General features: G+C 64.3%; 13 protein-coding genes, 3 pseudogenes and 1 other annotated feature. Of the genes and pseudogenes, 3 read left to right on the top strand and 13 right to left on the bottom strand.

Annotated elements, in window-relative coordinates; translation table 11 throughout:
- Positions 1-70: 70 nt before the first annotated feature.
- Positions 71-619 (bottom strand): annotated as a pseudogene (locus tag FHT32_RS18605) (IS66 family transposase); the annotation flags it as partial.
- Positions 620-623: 4 nt separating this feature from the next.
- Between FHT32_RS18605 and FHT32_RS18610 the strand changes: the two are divergent.
- Positions 624-1271, top strand: coding sequence for a Bug family tripartite tricarboxylate transporter substrate binding protein (locus tag FHT32_RS18610; RefSeq protein ID WP_371132198.1), 648 nt, complete (start codon positions 624-626; stop codon positions 1269-1271).
- 107 nt (positions 1272-1378) lie between these two features.
- Here the strand turns inward: FHT32_RS18610 and FHT32_RS18615 are convergent, their stop codons facing one another.
- Both FHT32_RS18615 and FHT32_RS18620 read right to left on the bottom strand, forming a co-directional pair.
- Positions 1379-2356, bottom strand: coding sequence for a tripartite tricarboxylate transporter substrate binding protein (locus FHT32_RS18615; RefSeq protein WP_176666103.1), 978 nt, complete (start codon positions 2354-2356; stop codon positions 1379-1381).
- On the bottom strand, positions 2353-3348 hold the full coding sequence (locus FHT32_RS18620; protein ID WP_176666104.1) for an amidohydrolase family protein: 996 nt from the start codon (positions 3346-3348) through the stop codon (positions 2353-2355). Before FHT32_RS18620 ends, FHT32_RS18615 begins: the two co-directional genes overlap by 4 nt.
- Here FHT32_RS18620 and FHT32_RS18625 point away from each other — a divergent pair.
- Positions 3338-4357, top strand: a complete 1020-nt coding sequence (locus FHT32_RS18625) for a LysR family transcriptional regulator (RefSeq protein WP_176666105.1) — start codon at positions 3338-3340, stop codon at positions 4355-4357. The two genes, FHT32_RS18620 and FHT32_RS18625, sit on opposite strands and share 11 nt — an antisense overlap.
- Before the next feature lie 661 nt (positions 4358-5018).
- On the opposite strand, the gene FHT32_RS18630 is transcribed toward FHT32_RS18625, so the two are convergent.
- The 4 genes and pseudogenes from FHT32_RS18630 to FHT32_RS35430 form a co-directional block, all read right to left on the bottom strand.
- Complete coding sequence (locus tag FHT32_RS18630) at positions 5019-5990, bottom strand: IS5 family transposase (protein ID WP_176666106.1); 972 nt, start codon at positions 5988-5990, stop codon at positions 5019-5021.
- A 57-nt stretch (positions 5991-6047) separates the two neighbouring features.
- Positions 6048-7189: pseudogene (locus FHT32_RS18635) on the bottom strand (IS3 family transposase); the annotation flags it as partial.
- Positions 6885-7001: a sequence feature (AL1L pseudoknot), on the bottom strand. (Overlaps the previous pseudogene by 117 nt.)
- Positions 7190-7323: 134 nt before the next feature.
- A complete protein-coding gene (locus FHT32_RS18640) occupies positions 7324-8220 on the bottom strand; it encodes a hypothetical protein (RefSeq protein ID WP_176666107.1) in 897 nt (298 codons plus the stop codon).
- A 2-nt stretch (positions 8221-8222) separates the two neighbouring features.
- Complete coding sequence (locus tag FHT32_RS35430; protein WP_176666108.1) at positions 8223-9161, bottom strand: type IV toxin-antitoxin system AbiEi family antitoxin; 939 nt, start codon at positions 9159-9161, stop codon at positions 8223-8225.
- Positions 9162-9470: 309 nt separating this feature from the next.
- On the opposite strand from FHT32_RS35430, the pseudogene FHT32_RS35435 reads away from it, so the two are divergent.
- Positions 9471-9977 (top strand): annotated as a pseudogene (locus FHT32_RS35435) (DUF1016 N-terminal domain-containing protein).
- On the opposite strand, the gene FHT32_RS18660 reads toward FHT32_RS35435, so the two are convergent.
- The 6 genes from FHT32_RS18660 to FHT32_RS18685 form a co-directional block, all read right to left on the bottom strand.
- Positions 9923-10702, bottom strand: a complete 780-nt coding sequence (locus tag FHT32_RS18660) for an ABC transporter ATP-binding protein (protein WP_176666109.1) — start codon at positions 10700-10702, stop codon at positions 9923-9925. The pseudogene FHT32_RS35435 and the gene FHT32_RS18660 overlap by 55 nt on opposite strands.
- A gap of 4 nt (positions 10703-10706) precedes the next feature.
- A complete protein-coding gene (locus tag FHT32_RS18665; RefSeq protein WP_176666110.1) occupies positions 10707-11966 on the bottom strand; it encodes an SfnB family sulfur acquisition oxidoreductase in 1260 nt (419 codons plus the stop codon).
- Positions 11967-12105: 139 nt separating this feature from the next.
- Positions 12106-13428 (bottom strand): ABC transporter substrate-binding protein, encoded by a 1323-nt coding sequence (locus tag FHT32_RS18670; RefSeq protein WP_176666111.1) that lies wholly within the window; start codon positions 13426-13428, stop codon positions 12106-12108.
- A 49-nt stretch (positions 13429-13477) separates the two neighbouring features.
- Positions 13478-14491 (bottom strand): branched-chain amino acid ABC transporter permease, encoded by a 1014-nt coding sequence (locus tag FHT32_RS18675; protein WP_176666112.1) that lies wholly within the window; start codon positions 14489-14491, stop codon positions 13478-13480.
- Between the two features lie 3 nt (positions 14492-14494).
- Positions 14495-15391: a branched-chain amino acid ABC transporter permease gene (locus FHT32_RS18680; RefSeq protein ID WP_176666113.1), complete on the bottom strand. Its 897-nt coding sequence runs from the start codon at positions 15389-15391 to the stop codon at positions 14495-14497.
- Positions 15391-16284 carry an ABC transporter ATP-binding protein gene (locus FHT32_RS18685; RefSeq protein ID WP_176666534.1) on the bottom strand — a complete coding sequence of 298 codons (894 nt, stop codon included), beginning with the start codon at positions 16282-16284 and terminating at the stop codon, positions 15391-15393. The genes FHT32_RS18680 and FHT32_RS18685 overlap by 1 nt, the downstream gene beginning before the upstream one ends.
- Positions 16285-16295 lie beyond the last annotated feature (11 nt).

A 16295-nucleotide genomic window follows, 5' to 3' on the forward strand; every position in this document is an offset into this window, starting at 1 on the left:
CAGTTCTTATGCGGTGCCAAGGACCACGCCACACCGCATCGCGCCTGTGATCGCAGGTCGTGCTCCACATAAAACGACGCTCGAGATAATGCGCCAAGCAGCCGGCCTCGGTGACACCGAGCTCGAAGCAGGCCTTGTAGCCCGAGAAGTCATCGCACACCAGGGTGCCGCGCCAGCCGTTCTCGCCGCCAAGCCCAAGGAAGGCCCGGGCGTGCTGCCCGCCGCGGCTGTCGGCGAAGTCGAACACCACTGCGGACAGTGCGTCGTAGGCCGTCGTGCAGTAGCTCCAGAGGTACGCCCGGTGCGTCTTGCCGTGGCCGGGCTTGAGCATGGCCACGGGGGTCTCGTCCGCATGGAGCACCTGGCTGCGAAGCATCTCGCTCCTGAGCGCATCCACCAGCGGCTGCAGGTGAACGCCGCACTGGCCCACCCAAGCGGCCAGCGTCGAGCGAGGGATCGCGAGGCCCGCTCGGCCGAAGATGGCTTCCTGCCTGTACAGCGGCAGGTGATCAAGGTACTTCGCCACCAGCACCTGCGCGAGTAGCCCGGCTGTCGGAATGCCCTTGTCGATGATGTGGGGCGCCACCGGCGCCTGGATCAGTGTCTCGCATCGGGCACACAACTTGCCCTACGACCCTCATAAGGAACTTCTGCCGATTTCCGAATTCGCGGCTGCGCCCTTCGTCTGGATCGTCAATGCGCAAGTGCCAGTGAAGACATTTCCGGAACTCGTGGCGTATGCGAAGTCACAGCCCGGCAAGCTCGCGATGGGCGCCACCGGGTTTGCGTCTGCAGCCTACCTCGGGTCGCAACTCCTGGCCTACCAGACCGGCGCGGAGGTTCTGCCGGTGAACTACGCCGGCAATTTCAGCGCCGACCTGATCTCCAACGTGGTCCAGCTGTCGATGAGTCCTGCCGCGCAGGTGCCCGCCTTGGTGGCGAGCGGCAAGGTTCGTGCTCTGGCGCAGACGGGCAAGCGGAGGGCAGAGGGACTGAAGGACATTCCGACTGTCAGCGAGACCGTGCCTGGCTATGTCGTCGATGCCTGGTACGGCGTCTGGGCGCCGGCTGGGACACCAAAAGACATCGTTGCGACCTTGACCGAAGCCTGGCGCTCCGTTGCTTCGAAGCCGGAGATCAGAGAGCGCCTCGCGGCCCTGTCGGCCGTCGCCGTCGGCAGCACGGCCGAAGAACTCGACGCGCTGATCCGCAATGAGACGAAGATGTGGGGCGACGTCGTCAAGGCCCGGAAGATCACGCCTGCGCAGTAAGCCCAGACGCACCGCGAACCCACCGATCAAGAAAGCAACAAAGCCCACGGATTTCCAGAAGGAAATCGCGTGGGCAAACCCATGGCTAGCCCAAGACGCCCCGCGTATCACTCGAGCCGAATGTTCGATCTCTGTACCACCGCCTTCCATTTCGCAGACTCGCTCGCCATGAACCGGCGCATTTCCTCGGGGGTGCTGCCCCAAGGGTCGATGTCGAACTCAAGAAGCCGGCGGCGGGTTTCGTCGCCCTTCGCGATTGTCGCGACGGCTCGTGACAGCCGGCTGATGATCGCCGCGTCCGTTGACTTCGGCGCCACCAGCCCGAACCATACGAGAACTTCGATGTCCTTGAACCCCTCTTCTGCAAGCGTCGGCACCTGAGGAAACAGTGCGCTGCGCCGCGCGCCCGTCACCGCCAGCGCCCGGATCGTGCCCGCGCGGGCGTGCTGCACCGCGGTCGTGGTGTTGTCGAACATTGCAGAGATGCGCCCCGAAAGAAGGTCCGTGTACGCGGGCGCCGTTCCGCGATAGGGAACGTGAAGCATCTCCGCACCAGTCCGGTACTTGAACAGCTCCCCTGCCAGATGAAGGGGCGACCCCGCACCGGCGGATGCATACGAATACTGCCCCGGCGACGACCGCAGAAGTTGCACGAACTCCGCCACATTCCTGGCAGGCACCTTGCTGTTCACCACGAGCACCAGCGACGAACCGCCCACAACGCTGATCGGCTCGAAGTCGCGCTGTGGGTCGTAGCGCAGATTCGGGTAGACGCTCTGGTTGATGGCGAGGCTCGCCGTGTTGCCCAGCAGAAGCGTGTACCCGTCTGGCCTTGCAGCGGCTACCGCCTGCGCTCCTACCGAGCCCGCCGCGCCGCCGGCGCGATTGTCGATCACGAAATTGCCTGGCATTCGCTCGCCAAGGCTCTGAGCCATCACGCGCGCAAGGAGGTCGTTGGTGCCGCCTGGTGGAAACGGCACGACAATCTGAACGGATTTTGACGGGTAACTTTCGGCACGAGCGACCGGCTCGAAGGCCGACCAGGCGCAAAGCGCGCCTGCTTGGAGGAGGTGGCGCCGCCTCATGCCGAATGCACCGTGTCGGCGAGGTCAAGCCCGAGGACCCGTGCGGCGTTTTTCCAGGCAAGCTTCTCTCGCAGGGCACCGCGCAGATCGAGCGCATTGAAGAACCTGGTGCCGACCGCATTGGACTCATACGGCCAGTCCACCGAGAACAGGATGTTGTCTTCGCCCATGATGTCGAGCGCACACTGGAAGGCCGGCGCGGAGAATGCGCCGCTCGTAGTGATCAGGAGGTTCTCGCGGAAGCAATCGCGCGGACTCTTCTTCAGGCCACGGCGACTAACGACATAGGGCGTGTGATCCTCCATCCGTTCGAAGCCGAAGGGCAAACCTTCGCCCATGTGTCCCAGGATGATTCGCAAGCGCGGGAACTCGTCGAAGACGCCCCCAAATAGCATTCGCAGGAAATGCATACTCGCATCCATCGCGAATCCCCATGCCGGTCGCGCCAGGTCCTCGTAACCCTTGAAGTAGCTTCCCATCAGCCCGGGGTGTGGCGTGCCGGGATGCACGTAGATGGGAACGTCGCGCGACTGCGCCATGTCCAGCAGCGGCCACAAGGCTTTGTCATCGAGGAAGCGCCCCGACGTGTGCCCATTGATCATCGCCCCAACGAATCCTTGGTCGAGGCGGGTCTCGAACTCTGTGAGGGCAGCGCGTATGTCCGCCGTCGGCAAGGCGGCAAACGCACGGAAGCGATCAGGATGCGCGGCGACGGCTGCAGCCATTCTGTCGTTCGCGTCCCTCGCCATCGAGATCGCCTGATCGCCGGCGAAGGCCTGGCACCCTGGGGTGGTCAGCGACAGAACCTGCAGGCTGATGCCGGTCGCGTCCATGCTCGCCAAGCGGCTGCTACCGACATCGAGCAGTTCCCTCTCGATGTCGTGGCCCACATGGGCGCTACGAGCAGCGTACCAAGTCTGGCGCACCGCATCGAAGGACGCATCCTTGTGCATGGGGGTTGTGATGTGCTCCTCGAGGGTGATGACTCTCATCTTTTTGTCTCCTTTTGATGCGCAATTAGGCCGTTGTGCAGTGGAGCCGGTAAAGTTCAACTTTTCGAATGTTTCTTCAGAAATCTTGATGACGCGGATCAAGCTTCGGCAGCTGTGCTGCTTTCTCGAGGTGTTTCAGCGCAGGAAGATCGCCCTGGCTGCCGAGCAGTTGCACATGACCCAGTCGGCGGTCAGCATGAGTCTCAAGCAGCTGGAGGAATCGGTCGGCGCGCCGCTGTTCGACCGGACCACACGTTCGTTGGTGCCGACCCTGGCGGCTATCGAACTTGCACCGGTCGCAGAACGCATGCTGCGGGACAGCCGCCACATGGAGAACATGTTCCGACACACACAGGCACGCGGCGGCAGGCTGTCGATCGTGACCACCCCAACGCTGGCCCAGACCTTGCTGCCCAGTCTCATCGCAGGCTTTGCGGCGTCATACAAAGAGGTCCGCGTCGATGTCATCGACGTGACGCCGGAGCACTTCGCCGTGACGCTCGCTTCGGGGCAGGCAGACATTGGCTTCGGCTTCCTCGGCCATGACGACACCGAATTCAAGCAGCATCGCGTCTTCGAGGATCAGCTGTGCCTCGTCATGCCATCGACGATGCCCGGGATCGAGCGTGATCACGTGACCTGGCGGGGTCTGCAGCGCATCCCGGTGGCACTCACGCGCCCGGGCTACGGCATCCGAGAGATCATCGACAAGACGACGCTTGCCGCCGGCATCTCGCTGCAGCTCTCCCATGAGGTTGGACTGCTGACTACCGCGCTCGCCCTGACCTCGCAGGGGCTCACCAACACGATTGCCCCTCGCCAAATTGCCCGCCTGCCATTCTTCGCAGGTTTGTCGGTGTGCCGCATCCGGGCACCAGTGGTACGGCGGGATGTGAGCGTCGTGTTCCAGGCGCGTCGCACCCCTTCCCCCGCGGCACAGAGATTTCTCGACTATGCGATGGAGTTCTCGAAAACTGCTAAATCCGGAGACGACCTGCGGAAGGTCTGAACGAGCCCGCAAATCATGCTGGGGGATGTTGTATCGAGCAAAGGAATCTGGACAATCCGGACGATGAGCAACTGAGCTTCTCGGACGCGGCGTCCACCTGCAAGAGGAAGAAGACGAGAAGCCATTTGCGTCTGAGACGTTGACCAATTCCTCATCGCTCGCTGCCAACAAGCAGACTTCCATTCTGGACGCTGCAACGGTATGTCTCCTACACTCTTGATCAAGGACACCAATAGGCGTCCTAACAATAAGAGACGCTGTGGCCAACATTGACGGTACCGGCGTTCCAGCCGTGGACACGGCTGGGGCGCGCAGGCAGGATTCAAGGTGACCTGGTAAGCCCCGGAGTATCCGGACGGAGGTTGAGAGAGCATCGCATGAAGCCCTATTCGCCACGCTGGGCTTCGGTGGTGACCACCGCGCGGTTCGGAGACCGGCGTTGGCGTACCTGCGCGTGTCCTAACCTTTTAGAGACCAGTGACTGTGATTGAATCGCCCCGGGATTCGCGGAGGCCGTTTGGTTTAAGGCTACGCTGAAGTAGCCACCCTTTTTCGGCATTGAGCGTGCTGCAGGCTTTGCATTGCGCTGATCGTCATTCAGGATGGCGGGGTTTCCCCTTTGTTGCGCATCGGCGGGCCGCGTTGCGAGGCCCCGGACGTTTCACGGGCGCACGCGCACCAGCAGCAGCCCTCGGCTCATGTAGATGTTGGCCAGCGCAAGGGCCGTGAATGCCCTGGTCGCGTTCTTGTGAAGTCCACGATACCGGACCTTGCTGAAGCCCCACAGCCTCTTGATGACACCGAACACGTGCTCGACCTGCGCGCGCACCTTGGACTTCTTGCGGTTGCTCAGCCGCTGGCTCTCATCGGGCTCGCCATCGACCTTGCGCATACGCTCGTTGGTGCAGTCCAGCGCCGCAGGCGCCTTGCTGGTGATCAACTCCTGCTGGCCCGCATAGGCGCAATCTCCGTAGACCTTCAACTCTTCGCCGTGCAGCAGTTCGGGCAACGGGTGCTTGTCGTGCACGTTGGCCGCCGTGACCACCGCGCTGTGGGCCAGCCCCGTGCGGCTGTCCACGCCAATGTGCAGCTTCATGCCGAAGAACCAGTTCTTGCCCTTGGCCACCTGGTGCATCTCTGGATCTCGCTTCTTGTCAGCGTTCTTCGTGGAACTGGGCGCGCTGATGATCGTCACATCTACGATCGTGCCGGTGCCTACCTTCAGCCCTTGGCCTTGCAACACTTCGCCCACCTTGGCGAACAGCGCCTGCCCAAGGTGGTGCTTCTCGAGCAATCGGCGAAATCTCAGCAGCGTCGTTGCATCGGGAACACGCTCACGGCCCAGGTCGATGCCCACGAAGCTGCGCAGGCTTGCACTGTCATACAACGCCTCTTCGCACGCCTCGTCCGCCAGATTGAACCAATGCTGCACGAACAACATGCGCAGCATCCGCTCCAGTCCGACGGGCGGGCGCCCGCCTTCGCCCTTGGGGTAGTGCGGCTGCACCACCGCGCAAAGCTCCTGCCAGGGCAGGATCTTGTCCATCATGTTGAGGAACACGTCCCGCTTCGTCGGGCGGCGGAATTGCTCAAAGCCTTTGTCTGCAGCCATCGCCAAGGTCTGTTGCTTCATGTTCGGATCAACGAATCAGCCGAGGTGGCCGTGGACCTTTTTCAGCGTAGCCTTAAGTCAGGCCACCACGTCGGTGTTCTGACTGGCGAGTTGCCGGTAGTAGTTTGCCTCGGCTTCTGCTGGCGGGATATACCTGATGGGTTCGAGCAGGCGATGGTGGTTGAACCACGACACCCATTCGAGCGTTGCGAACTCCACGGCCTCCTTGGTTTTCCAGCGCGCTCGACGATGAATTAGTTCGGCCTTGTAGAGCCCGTTGATGGTCTCGGCCAAGGCGTTGTCATAGCTGTCGCCCGTGCTGCCCACCGACGGCTCGATACCTGCTTCTGCAAGCCGCTCGGTGTAACGAATGCTGACGTACTGCGAGCCCCTGTCGGAGTGACAGACCAGTCCTCCATCGCGTTCGGGCTGCCGGGCGTACAGAGCTTGCTCCAGCGCATCGAGCACGAAGTCTGTTCGCATCGAACTGCTCACCCGCCGGCCGACGATGCGCCTGGCAAACACATCGATGACGAAGGCCACGTACAGCCAACCCTGCCAGGTCGAGACGTACGTGAAGTCGCTGACCCACAACTGGTTCGGCCGCTCGGCACAGAACTGCCGGTTGACCCGGTCCAGCGGGCATGGCGCCTTCGCATCACCGACCGTAGTGCGCACGATCTTGCCGCGCATCGCACCACGCAGGCCCAGCCTAGGCATCAGTCGCTCGACCGTGCAGCGGGTCACGACAACGCCTTCGCGTGCCAGTTGCCGCCACACCTTGTCGGCGCCGTAGACCTGCATATTGGCCTGCCAGACACGTTCAATCTGCGGCATCAGCATCTCGTCGCGATGAGCCCGGACGCAGCGCTTGTGGGGCTCTCGAAGCAGCACCGCATGCCTTCGATATGCCGATGGGGCGACCTGCAAGACCTTGCAGAGCGGCTCGACCCCGAAGGCATCGCGATGCTTGTCGATGAAGTCCTTCAGGACTTGAGCCGGCGGTCGAGCTCCGCCTGGGCGAAAAACGCGCTGGCCAGCTTCAGTATCTCGTCGGCTCAGCGCAGTTCCTTGTTCTCGCGCTCCAGTTCCTTCATCCGCTGAGCCTCACTGGTCGTGACGCCTTCGCGTACGCCGGCATCGACTTCGGCACGCTTGACCCATTCGTTCAAGGTCTGGGGAACGCATCCAATCTTCGGCGCGATGGACTCGATGGCGGCCGTTGTCTAGCAGCGTGCGTGCCTAGTTTCGGGCGTAGAACAGGGCCAGAGGCGCGAATCCGCGCTGATTTGCTGTGAGAACAGACGTGCGAGGGAGCAACAACGCCGCTGAGGCGCAGACTCATACAGATAGTTCAGGCTTTCGTATGGTCGCGCACGATTTTCACAAACTCAGTGACTAAGGCGCTAACGTTTCGCTGTTCGAGGATGCGATCGTCGCTACCTTGTTCGCCGATTTCGTGGAAAGCGCAAAACTGCGCAGGCCCCTCCTTCTCGAAGCCCTCAATGCCCTGTTCGTCGCAGAATTTCCTCTCCAAGGCTCGTAGGCCTTGCTCTAGGGCCTCGTGGTGCTTGCCCTCTTTCAGTCGATCGGCATATTGCACGGCCAGCTTCTCGGTCGAGTCCGCATAGCGCATCACGTGGACGAGATCCGCGGCGTCCTTGTTCGTCTTCCTGTCATCGAAAGCGAGTGCCTTCAGCAGGATGAACGCCACAGCATCGGCATAACGGATCTGGACCTTTGTCTTGCCGTTGCCGTCCGGTAGTTCGACGATGACTTCCCGCTCGAGGTACATTTCGTGGACCACGCCAGCGTGCAGGATCTGCATCGCCGAGACACCTTCGTCGACAACCGATTCCGCGCGCGCATTCTTGGCGGGGTCGTCGGTGTGCTGGAGGAACTCCACGACGATTGTTTGCCCGTCGACCTTCCTCTCCCAGCGCCAGGAACTGGGATTGCCATCCTTGTTGAGCACGCGCGAAAACCCGTTGGCCTTCAGTTGCGCGCTCAGTTTGTTGTACTTGCCCTTCTCGGCGAGAACCTCGATTGCCAGGACGATGTCGACGTCAGTCGTGCCTGCGTGCTTAGGCACGTCCGGTGGTGCTTCAGGTGTGAGGTAGCGCGGCACAAGTCCGCCGACCAGGCGCAAAGTCGACGCGAGCGTGCCGAAGGCACGCAGCAACATTCCCAAGGCCGCCTCGCAGGCGCGCGTCAGCTCGTCATCGTACTCCGCGAACGTCTTGTGCTTCATGCTCACGCCTTCGCGCCCATGTGCAGTGCGCGATGCCGAAATTCTTCCGCCAGTTCCTTGTCACGCCCATAGCCGCTCAGCAGGTCCAGGTATTGGATGAACCTGCTGGCAAATCGCGAGCCGAGTCGCTCGGCGTGGCTTTCAAGAAACATGAGCGAGGCGCCCTCGCGTTCAATGAAAACCACGTTCGCCCCTTTCTCGGCATGCTTGAACTGCAGTTGGTCCGCCCAGGTCTGGGCTTGGCCAGGGGGCACGATCACCTGCACGCGGTCCACCGATGTCAGGTGCGGCACGGCTGCGTTGGCGGCGGCCGCACCAGTGAGTGCCCAGCCATCGTAGTCCTGCAGTTTGGAGAGCACCGTATCGACCGGGTTCGATCGAGCCAGCACATACCAACGCGACCGCTTTTCTTTGCGAGAAACCCAGTCGTCGGCCCAGGCGTCAAGAAGCCCTTCGGGTTTAACGAGCCGCCGTCGAAGGTGTGGGCCGGCGCCTATCGTCTCGACCCATCCCTCCCGTTCGAGTTCTTGCATCGTGGTCGACACCGTGTACGTCGACGCCTCCGCTTCGATCGAAAGGTCTGCCCCGGTGGGAAGTTCACCGCTCTCCGTCCTGCGCCACTGCTCCAGCAGCGCATGCACGACCTTTTCACGAGCCCCGGAGAACAGACGAACCGGCCGCCGGGGCTTGTGCTGCGTGCCGATCATCTCTCGCACCACCATGTACGTTCTGTGTCGGAAGTACATGGAGCCGGAAGCGTCGAAATAATTGATGCCGGCGTGCTTCAGGTCCTGCCTTGCGCCCGGGCTGATGTGTTCCGCCACGACGGCGAGTTCGACGGGTTGGGGGCCACCGGACGCCACCTCCCTATACGTTCTCAGCTGGTGTACGGCCTGCAGGATATCCCGGGGGTAGGCCTGACCAAGAACTTCGATCGCCACATCGACTTTGCCCCCGATTGGCAGTTGCAGGCGAACAAGAGCATCGAGTCGAGGGCGCCGTAACTGATCGCCGAAAGGAACCTCCTCTTTCAGGAAAAGCTCTTCCGCGCCCGTAAGGATTACGAGCTCGTCAATGAACGACCGGAGCGGTTGAGAAGAGATATTTGGCCTATAGAGGATATTAGCTGCGCAGCTAGTTTAGCTCATTTTCGGGCTATTTTCTCTTATTTGCTGTACAGCAAATAAACCAATAATACAAAATATTGGACCGTCCGCGAGTACCTCGCAACGGCGCATCGAGGCCGACGGCTGGGTCCCGGGCACCGTGGGCAGCTCGCTGCCTACATCGCGCGGCGCGAGCCGAACAGGCGCGGCTTCTCGGCCCAGAATCTGTGGCGCATGCGGCAGTTCTTCCAAGCCTATCCGCCGGACTCGAAACTCTCAACGCTGTTGAGAGAAGTCTCCTAGTCGTCGCACCTGCACATCCTCAGCCGCGCCAAACGCGAGGAGGAGCGCGAGTTTTACCTGCGCATGACGGCGCAACAGGGCTGGCCGGTGCGCGAGTTGGCCCGGCAAATCGAAAGCGGCCTGTTCGAGCGCGCCCTGCTGCACCCGCCCCGGCGGCAGCACCAGCACCAGCACCAGCACCAGCACCAGCAACGGCAACGGCAACGGCAACGGCAACGGCAACGGGCAACGAAACGAGGGCGTGCCTTTCATAACTCCGGCGCACCTCATTTCGCCTCGTGCCACAGGAGTCGTCAGGCCGCGATTTCAGCCTCCACGCCGCGGCCTATCCCGCCTTCCCCGAAATAGAAAGACTGAATGTCCGCGCGCTGCTGCAGCACCTGCGCGTCGCCACTCAATACCGTGCGCCCCGCCTCGAGCACGGTCGCGCGGTCGGCGTACTGCAGTGCAACGGTCGAGTTCTGCTCCGCAACGAGGATCGACAGCCCCTCTTCCCGATTGAGCTGCCGCAGCTGCTCGAAGATGTCGCGCACTACCAGCGGCGCGAGCCCCATCGAGGGCTCGTCAAGCACCAGCAGCCGTGGCCGCGACATCAGCGCACGGCCGATGGCCGCCATCTGCTGCTCGCCGCCCGAGCACAGGCCGGCGAGCGTGCGCCGCCTGTCCTTGAGCTTCGGAAAAATCCCATAGACCCGCGCGAGGTCCCCGGCGATCTCAGCGCGCCGTGCACCGCGGCCAAGTGCGCCGGTCAGCAGGTTCTCTTCCACGGTGAGCGCACGGAAACAGTGGCGGCCCTCCAGCACCTGCACCAGGCCCAGGCGGACGAGATCGGCCGGGCTGGTGCGCCCCGTGTCGTGCCCGTCGAAGACGATGCGCCCGGCCGTCACCTGCCCGCGCTCGGCCGGCAGCAGATTCGACACCGCCTTGAGCGTCGTCGACTTGCCCGCGCCGTTGGCGCCGAGCAGCGCATGGATCTCGCCCGCGCGCACGTCCAGGCTCACGCCATGCAGCGCGACGATGGAGCCCTGGTACGCCGCCTCGACCGCCTCGACGCGCAGCAAGGGTGTCGTCATCGCCTCAGCTCCAGGCGTGGAACGGCGGCTTCACGCCGTTGAGGAAGTAGTTTCCGACGATGGCGTACTTCCAGCGCACCGGGTCGTGCAGCGTGTGCGTGCGTGCATTGCGCCAGTGCCGGTCGAGGTTGTACTGGCCCAGCGTCGAGCGCGTGCCCGCCAGCTCGAAGAGCTTGTTGGTCGCGAAGATCGCGATCTCGGTGGAGAGCACCTTGGCTTCCGCCGTCGCGATCTGCGCCGCGGCCACGCTGTCGGCATCGGGCGCGGCCACCGCGCGGTCGATGGCGCGGCCGGCGCGCTCCAGCAGCGCCTCGCTCGCATGAAGGCGGATCTGCAGGTCGCCCACTGCCTGGATCGAGTACGGGTCTTCCCACGCATGGTCGCGCTGGCTGTCGATCCAGGGGCGCGTCTTGGTGCGGATGAAGTCGACCGTCTCCGCGATGGTGCCACGCGCGATACCCACGTCGACCGCCGCCTGAATGATCTGGAAGATCGCGCCGTCGGCCGAGGGCGCGTCGTAGCCCTTGTAGGCCGGGATCAGGTGGGTCTTCAGCACCTTCACGCGATCGATGATCACCGTGCCGCTGAGCGTGGTGCGCTGGCCGAAGGCCGACCAGTCGTCGATCACCGTGAGGCCCGGCGCATTGCGCTCGGCCACCACGTACCAGGTCCTGCCCTGCTCGTCGTTGGCCACGATGGGCACGTAGTGCGCAAGCAGCGCGCCGGTCGAATAGAACTTCTTGCCAGTCACCACCACGTGGTCGCCCGCATCGGTGAAGCGCGTCTCGAAGTCGGCCGCGCGCTTGGAACCCGACTCCGAGAACGCATTGCCCCAGCGCACGCCGCGCAGGAAGTCCGCGAAGAAGAGCTTCTGCTGCGCGGCATCGGACACCGTGCGCACCGCGGCGACGAAGCCCAGGTGGTTCTGGGTGATCTGCCCGAGCGAGGGATCGGCCGCCGAGATGATCGCGATCACCTCGGCCAGGGTGGCATACGACACCTCGGCGCCGCCGAAGGCCTTCGGCACGTTGATGGCCCACAGGCCGCTCTGCGAATAGGCATCGATCTCCTCGACCGGCCAGCGGCGCAGGCGGTCGCGCTCGGAGGCGCCGACGATCAGCCTGGCGGCCAATGCGTGCGCCACGGCAATGGCTTCGGCATCGTCGCGGATCACGTGCGCGGGTCGAGCCGGCAGCGGCAGGCCGGGCACGGGGTCGTTGGCGGCCGACTGGATGGATACGGGCGGTTGAGGAACGGCGGACATGGACGTGGCTTTCAAATCTTGGTCGGTGGGGTATCAAGCCAGGAACACCGCGGAACCGGCTTTGCCGGGCCGCTGGTGTTGCCCCCGGCAGGGGGTTGGCGAAGACACGGAGTGCGTAGCCTGGGGGGCGAGCCAGGTTCTAGTCGTCGATGCTCTTGCGCACCTTCACGTTCTTCTCCTTGGCATAGGCCAGCGAAGACTTCTCGATGATCGGTCGTAGCAGCTTCCAGTCGGGCGCGATCCAGTCGGACACCACGTTCCACTTGCTGCCGTCCCACTGCTGAAAGGCCACGCGGCCATCGCCTTCGTGGTTGTCCCAGGTCACGTTGATCGAATGGAACAGGCCCTTGGCGCCAAGCGCGGCCGCGCGCGCCTCGTCGATCTTCAGGTTCTCCAGGCCCCAGCGAACTTCGTCGCCGGTGAGCGTGCGCTTGCCGAACTTGGCCTGCGCGATACGGATGGCCTCCACGTTCAGGATGCCGTTGAGCACGCCGAGGTTGTGATAGACGCTGCCGATGCGCTTGGGGTCCTGCAGGTTGCCCTTGCCCGCGCCGTAGACGGTCTTGGTGATCTCTTGCAGCACCGGGTACTGGGCGCCCGCGGCCACGGTGGTGATGGCCACGTAGCCCTTGGCGGCATCGCCCGCGGGGATCACGTCTTCCTCGGAGTTGGACCAGACGTTGCCCACGATGTGGTCGACCGGAAAGCCCGTCTTCTGCGCGGTCTTCAGCGCCACCGGGTTCATCACGCCCCAGCCGCGCAGCACCACGTAGTCGGGCTTGGCGCGGCGGATGGCGAGCCACTGCGACTGCTGCTCGTTGCCGGGGTGCGGCACCTCGATCTGCTGCAGCGAGAAGCCGTATTTCTTGGACAGCAGTTCATAGATCGGGATGGTCTCCTTGCCGTAGGGCGAGCCGTGGTAGAGCACCACGATCTTCTTGCCCTTGAGCTTGTCGACACCGCCCTCCTTGCCCGCGATGTAGTTCACGATGCCGGAGGTCTCGCTGTACGGGTTCAGCAGTAGCGGGAAGATGTACTTGAACACGCGCCCGTCGGTGGTGTCGGTGCGGCCGTGGTTGATGGTGAGCAGCGGCACCTTGTCGGCGGTGACGCGGTCGATCAGCGCGTAAGCGATGCCGACCGACAGCGGGTTCCAGGCCGCGATGCCGGGGCGCTGCTTGAGGCGCTCATACACCTCCACGCCGCGCTCCACCTCGTACTGCGTCTCGCCCTCCTCCCAGGTCAGCTTCACGCCGCCCACGCCGCCGTCGCGTGTGTTCACCAGGTTCAGATAGTCGATGAAGCCGCCGAAGAAGCCAGTACCGCCCGCCGCATAGGGGCCGACGCGATAACTCTGCAGCGGGAAGAACTGCTCGTTCGCGTCGGCATGCGCGAGCTGCAGGCCGCTCGCGGCCAGGGTGACGGCCACGGCCGCGGTTTTCAGGTGCTTGATGAAGGACATGTGATGAAGGCTCTCGGGGTGCGAAGGAAAAGAAAAAGTTGTCGTGCGCTCAGGCTGCGGAAGGGCCCGCCAGCCGCCTGCGCGTGCGGTCCCACAGGGCGGCCAGTCCCTGCGGTTCCACGACGAGGAAGAAGATGATCAAGGCGCCCAGCACGATGCGCTGGCTCATGTCGAGCACGCCGGAGTCAAACCAGCCGCCGAACAGGAGGCTGCCCGCACGCGAAAGCAGCAGCGGAAACACCACGATCAGCGCAGCGCCGAGAAAGGCGCCGCGGATCGTCGCGAGCCCGCCGATGATCACGATGAAGAGGATCTGGAACGAACGGTCGAGGTTGAAGCCCGCGGGCTCCACCGTGCGCAGGTAGACGAAGCCCCACAGCACGCCGGCCACGCCGACGATGAACGACGACACCGCGAACGCCAGCAGCTTGGTGCGCAGCACCGGCACGCCGATCACGCGCGCCGCCAGTTCGTTGTCGCGCACGGCGATGAAGTGGTGGCCCGTCTGCGTGCGCACCAGCCGCCATGCCAGCAGGGTGAGCACCGTCACCACGCCCAGCGAGAAGATGTAGCGCCGCACGGGCGTGTCGAACACGATCCCCGCCACTTCGAGCACCGGCGCATCGATCACGCCCGAAGGGTTGTCGTTGCTGAACCAGCCGAACTTGGTCAGCGCCCATTGCACGAAGAACTGCGCGGCCAGCGTCGACACCGCCAGGTAGAAGCCGCGCAGCCGCAGGCTCGGCAGGCCGAACACCAGCCCGACGACGGTGGCGGCAAGGCCCGCGAGCCCGATGCTCGCGAGCAGCGGCAAGCCTTCGATGCGCAGGTTGAAGTTGTAGGCGGCGAAGGCACCGACCGCCATGAAGGCGGCCGTGCCCAGCGACAGCTGGCCCGCATAGCCGGTCAGCAGGTTGAGCCCCACCGCGGCCAGCGACAGCGCCAAGAACGGGATCAGCAGTGCATCGAACACATAGCCGGACGCGACGAACGGCACGATGCCGAAGGCGAAGACGAGCGCGGCCAGCGGCCAGGTCCAGAGAGGTACGGAAACATTGCGCATGGCTCAGGCACGCTCCACCAGTTTCTGCCCGAACAGCCCGCTGGGCCTGATCAGCAGGAAGGCCAGCGCCGCAACATAGGCGAACCAGCTCTCGATGCCGCCGCCCACGAAGGGGCCGATGTACACCTCGGCCAGCTTCTCGAGCGCGCCGATCACCAGTCCGCCGACGATCGCGCCGAGGATCGAGTCGAAGCCGCCGAGCACCAGCACCGGCAAAGCCTTGAGCACCACGAGCGAGAGCGAGAACTGCACGCCCAGTCGTGCGCCCCAGAGCAGGCCGGCCACCAGCGCGATGACGCCGGCCGCGGCCCACACGGTGGCCCAGATCCGCGGCAGCCGCAGGCCGACCGCGATGGCCGCGTAAGTGTCGTCCGCCACCGCACGGAACGCCAGGCCCACACGGGTGTAGCGGAAGAAGGCCGAGAGCAGCGCGACCATCACGGCGGCCGTGGCGGCGGCGAACAGGTCGAAGGTCGAGACCATGATGCCCAGGAACTGCAGCGGCTCGTCGGCGATGCCCAGCTCCAGCGCGTGCACCTGCGTGCCCCACACCAGCTGCGCCACGCCCTCGATCACGTAGGACAGGCCCAGCGTCGCCATGAACAGCGTGATCGGCGGCTGGTTCACCAGCGGGCGCAGCACCGTGCGCTCGATGACCAGCCCCAGCGCCACCATGAGCGCGAAGGTCAGCAGCAGCGCCAGCGCGAAAGGCACGCCGCGCTCGACCAGGCTCACGAAGGTGAGCGCCGCGAACAGCAGCTGCGCGCCCTGCGCGAAGTTCAGAACGCCCGATGTCTTGTAGATCAGCACGAAGCCGATGGCCACCAGCGAATACATCACGCCCGAGAGCAGGCCGCCGAGGAGGACTTCGGCGAAGAAACCGGCGTCGAAACCGTCCATCAGGCTGCCCCCTCGATGTCGTCGCCGTGTGCCACGCCAAGGTAGGCGTCGATCACCGCCGGGTCGCTGCGCACCTCGGCGGGCGTGCCGTCGGCGATCTTGCGGCCGTGGTCGAACACCGCCACGTGGTCCGACAGGCCCAGCACCACGCCGATGTCGTGCTCGATCAGCAGGATCGTGGTGCCGAACTCGTCGCGGGCGGCGCGCACGAAATGCGCGAGCTCGCTCTTCTCGGTGACCGTCATGCCGGCCATTGGCTCGTCGAGCAGCAGCAGTCGAGGCGATGCCACCAGCGCACGCGCCAGCTCGACACGCTTCTGCAGGCCGTAGGCCAGCGTGCCCGCGAGCCGCTCGCTCACGGCACCCAGCCCGAGGAAACCGATGATCGCGTCGGCCCGGGCACGCGCATCCTCGCGTTCCCGCCGTGCGCGGCCCAGCCCGATGAGCTGCTCGACGAAGGTGGAGCGTGCCGCATCGACGCGGCCGAGCACGATGTTGTCGCGCACGCTCAGGCCCTTGAAGAGCGCCAGGTTCTGGAAGGTGCGCGCGACGCCCAGCCGTGCCAGCCGCGCTGTAGGCACATGGCCGAAGCTGCGTCCGCCGATCCACACGCGCCCGCGGTCGGGCCGGTACAACCCGCTGATGACATTGACCAGCGAACTCTTGCCAGCTCCGTTGGGACCGATGACGGCGCGGATCTCCCCCTTGGCGATCGACAGGTCCACACCCGACAGCGCGGTCACGCCGCCGAAGGACAGATCGATGCCCTCCAGCCGCAGCACCGCCGACGTCGTGGCGTCTTCCCTCGCCGACGCGGTGCGGCCTGCGGGCACGAAAGCCACCGGGTCGACGCCCAATGGACCCGGTCCGGCCTCGAAGAAAAGATCGGGCATCACGGCGAGGC

Origin of the sequence: Variovorax sp. SG517 (genome assembly GCF_013376045.1) — a bacterium.
In the GTDB taxonomy this organism is placed as follows: domain Bacteria; phylum Pseudomonadota; class Gammaproteobacteria; order Burkholderiales; family Burkholderiaceae_C; genus Variovorax.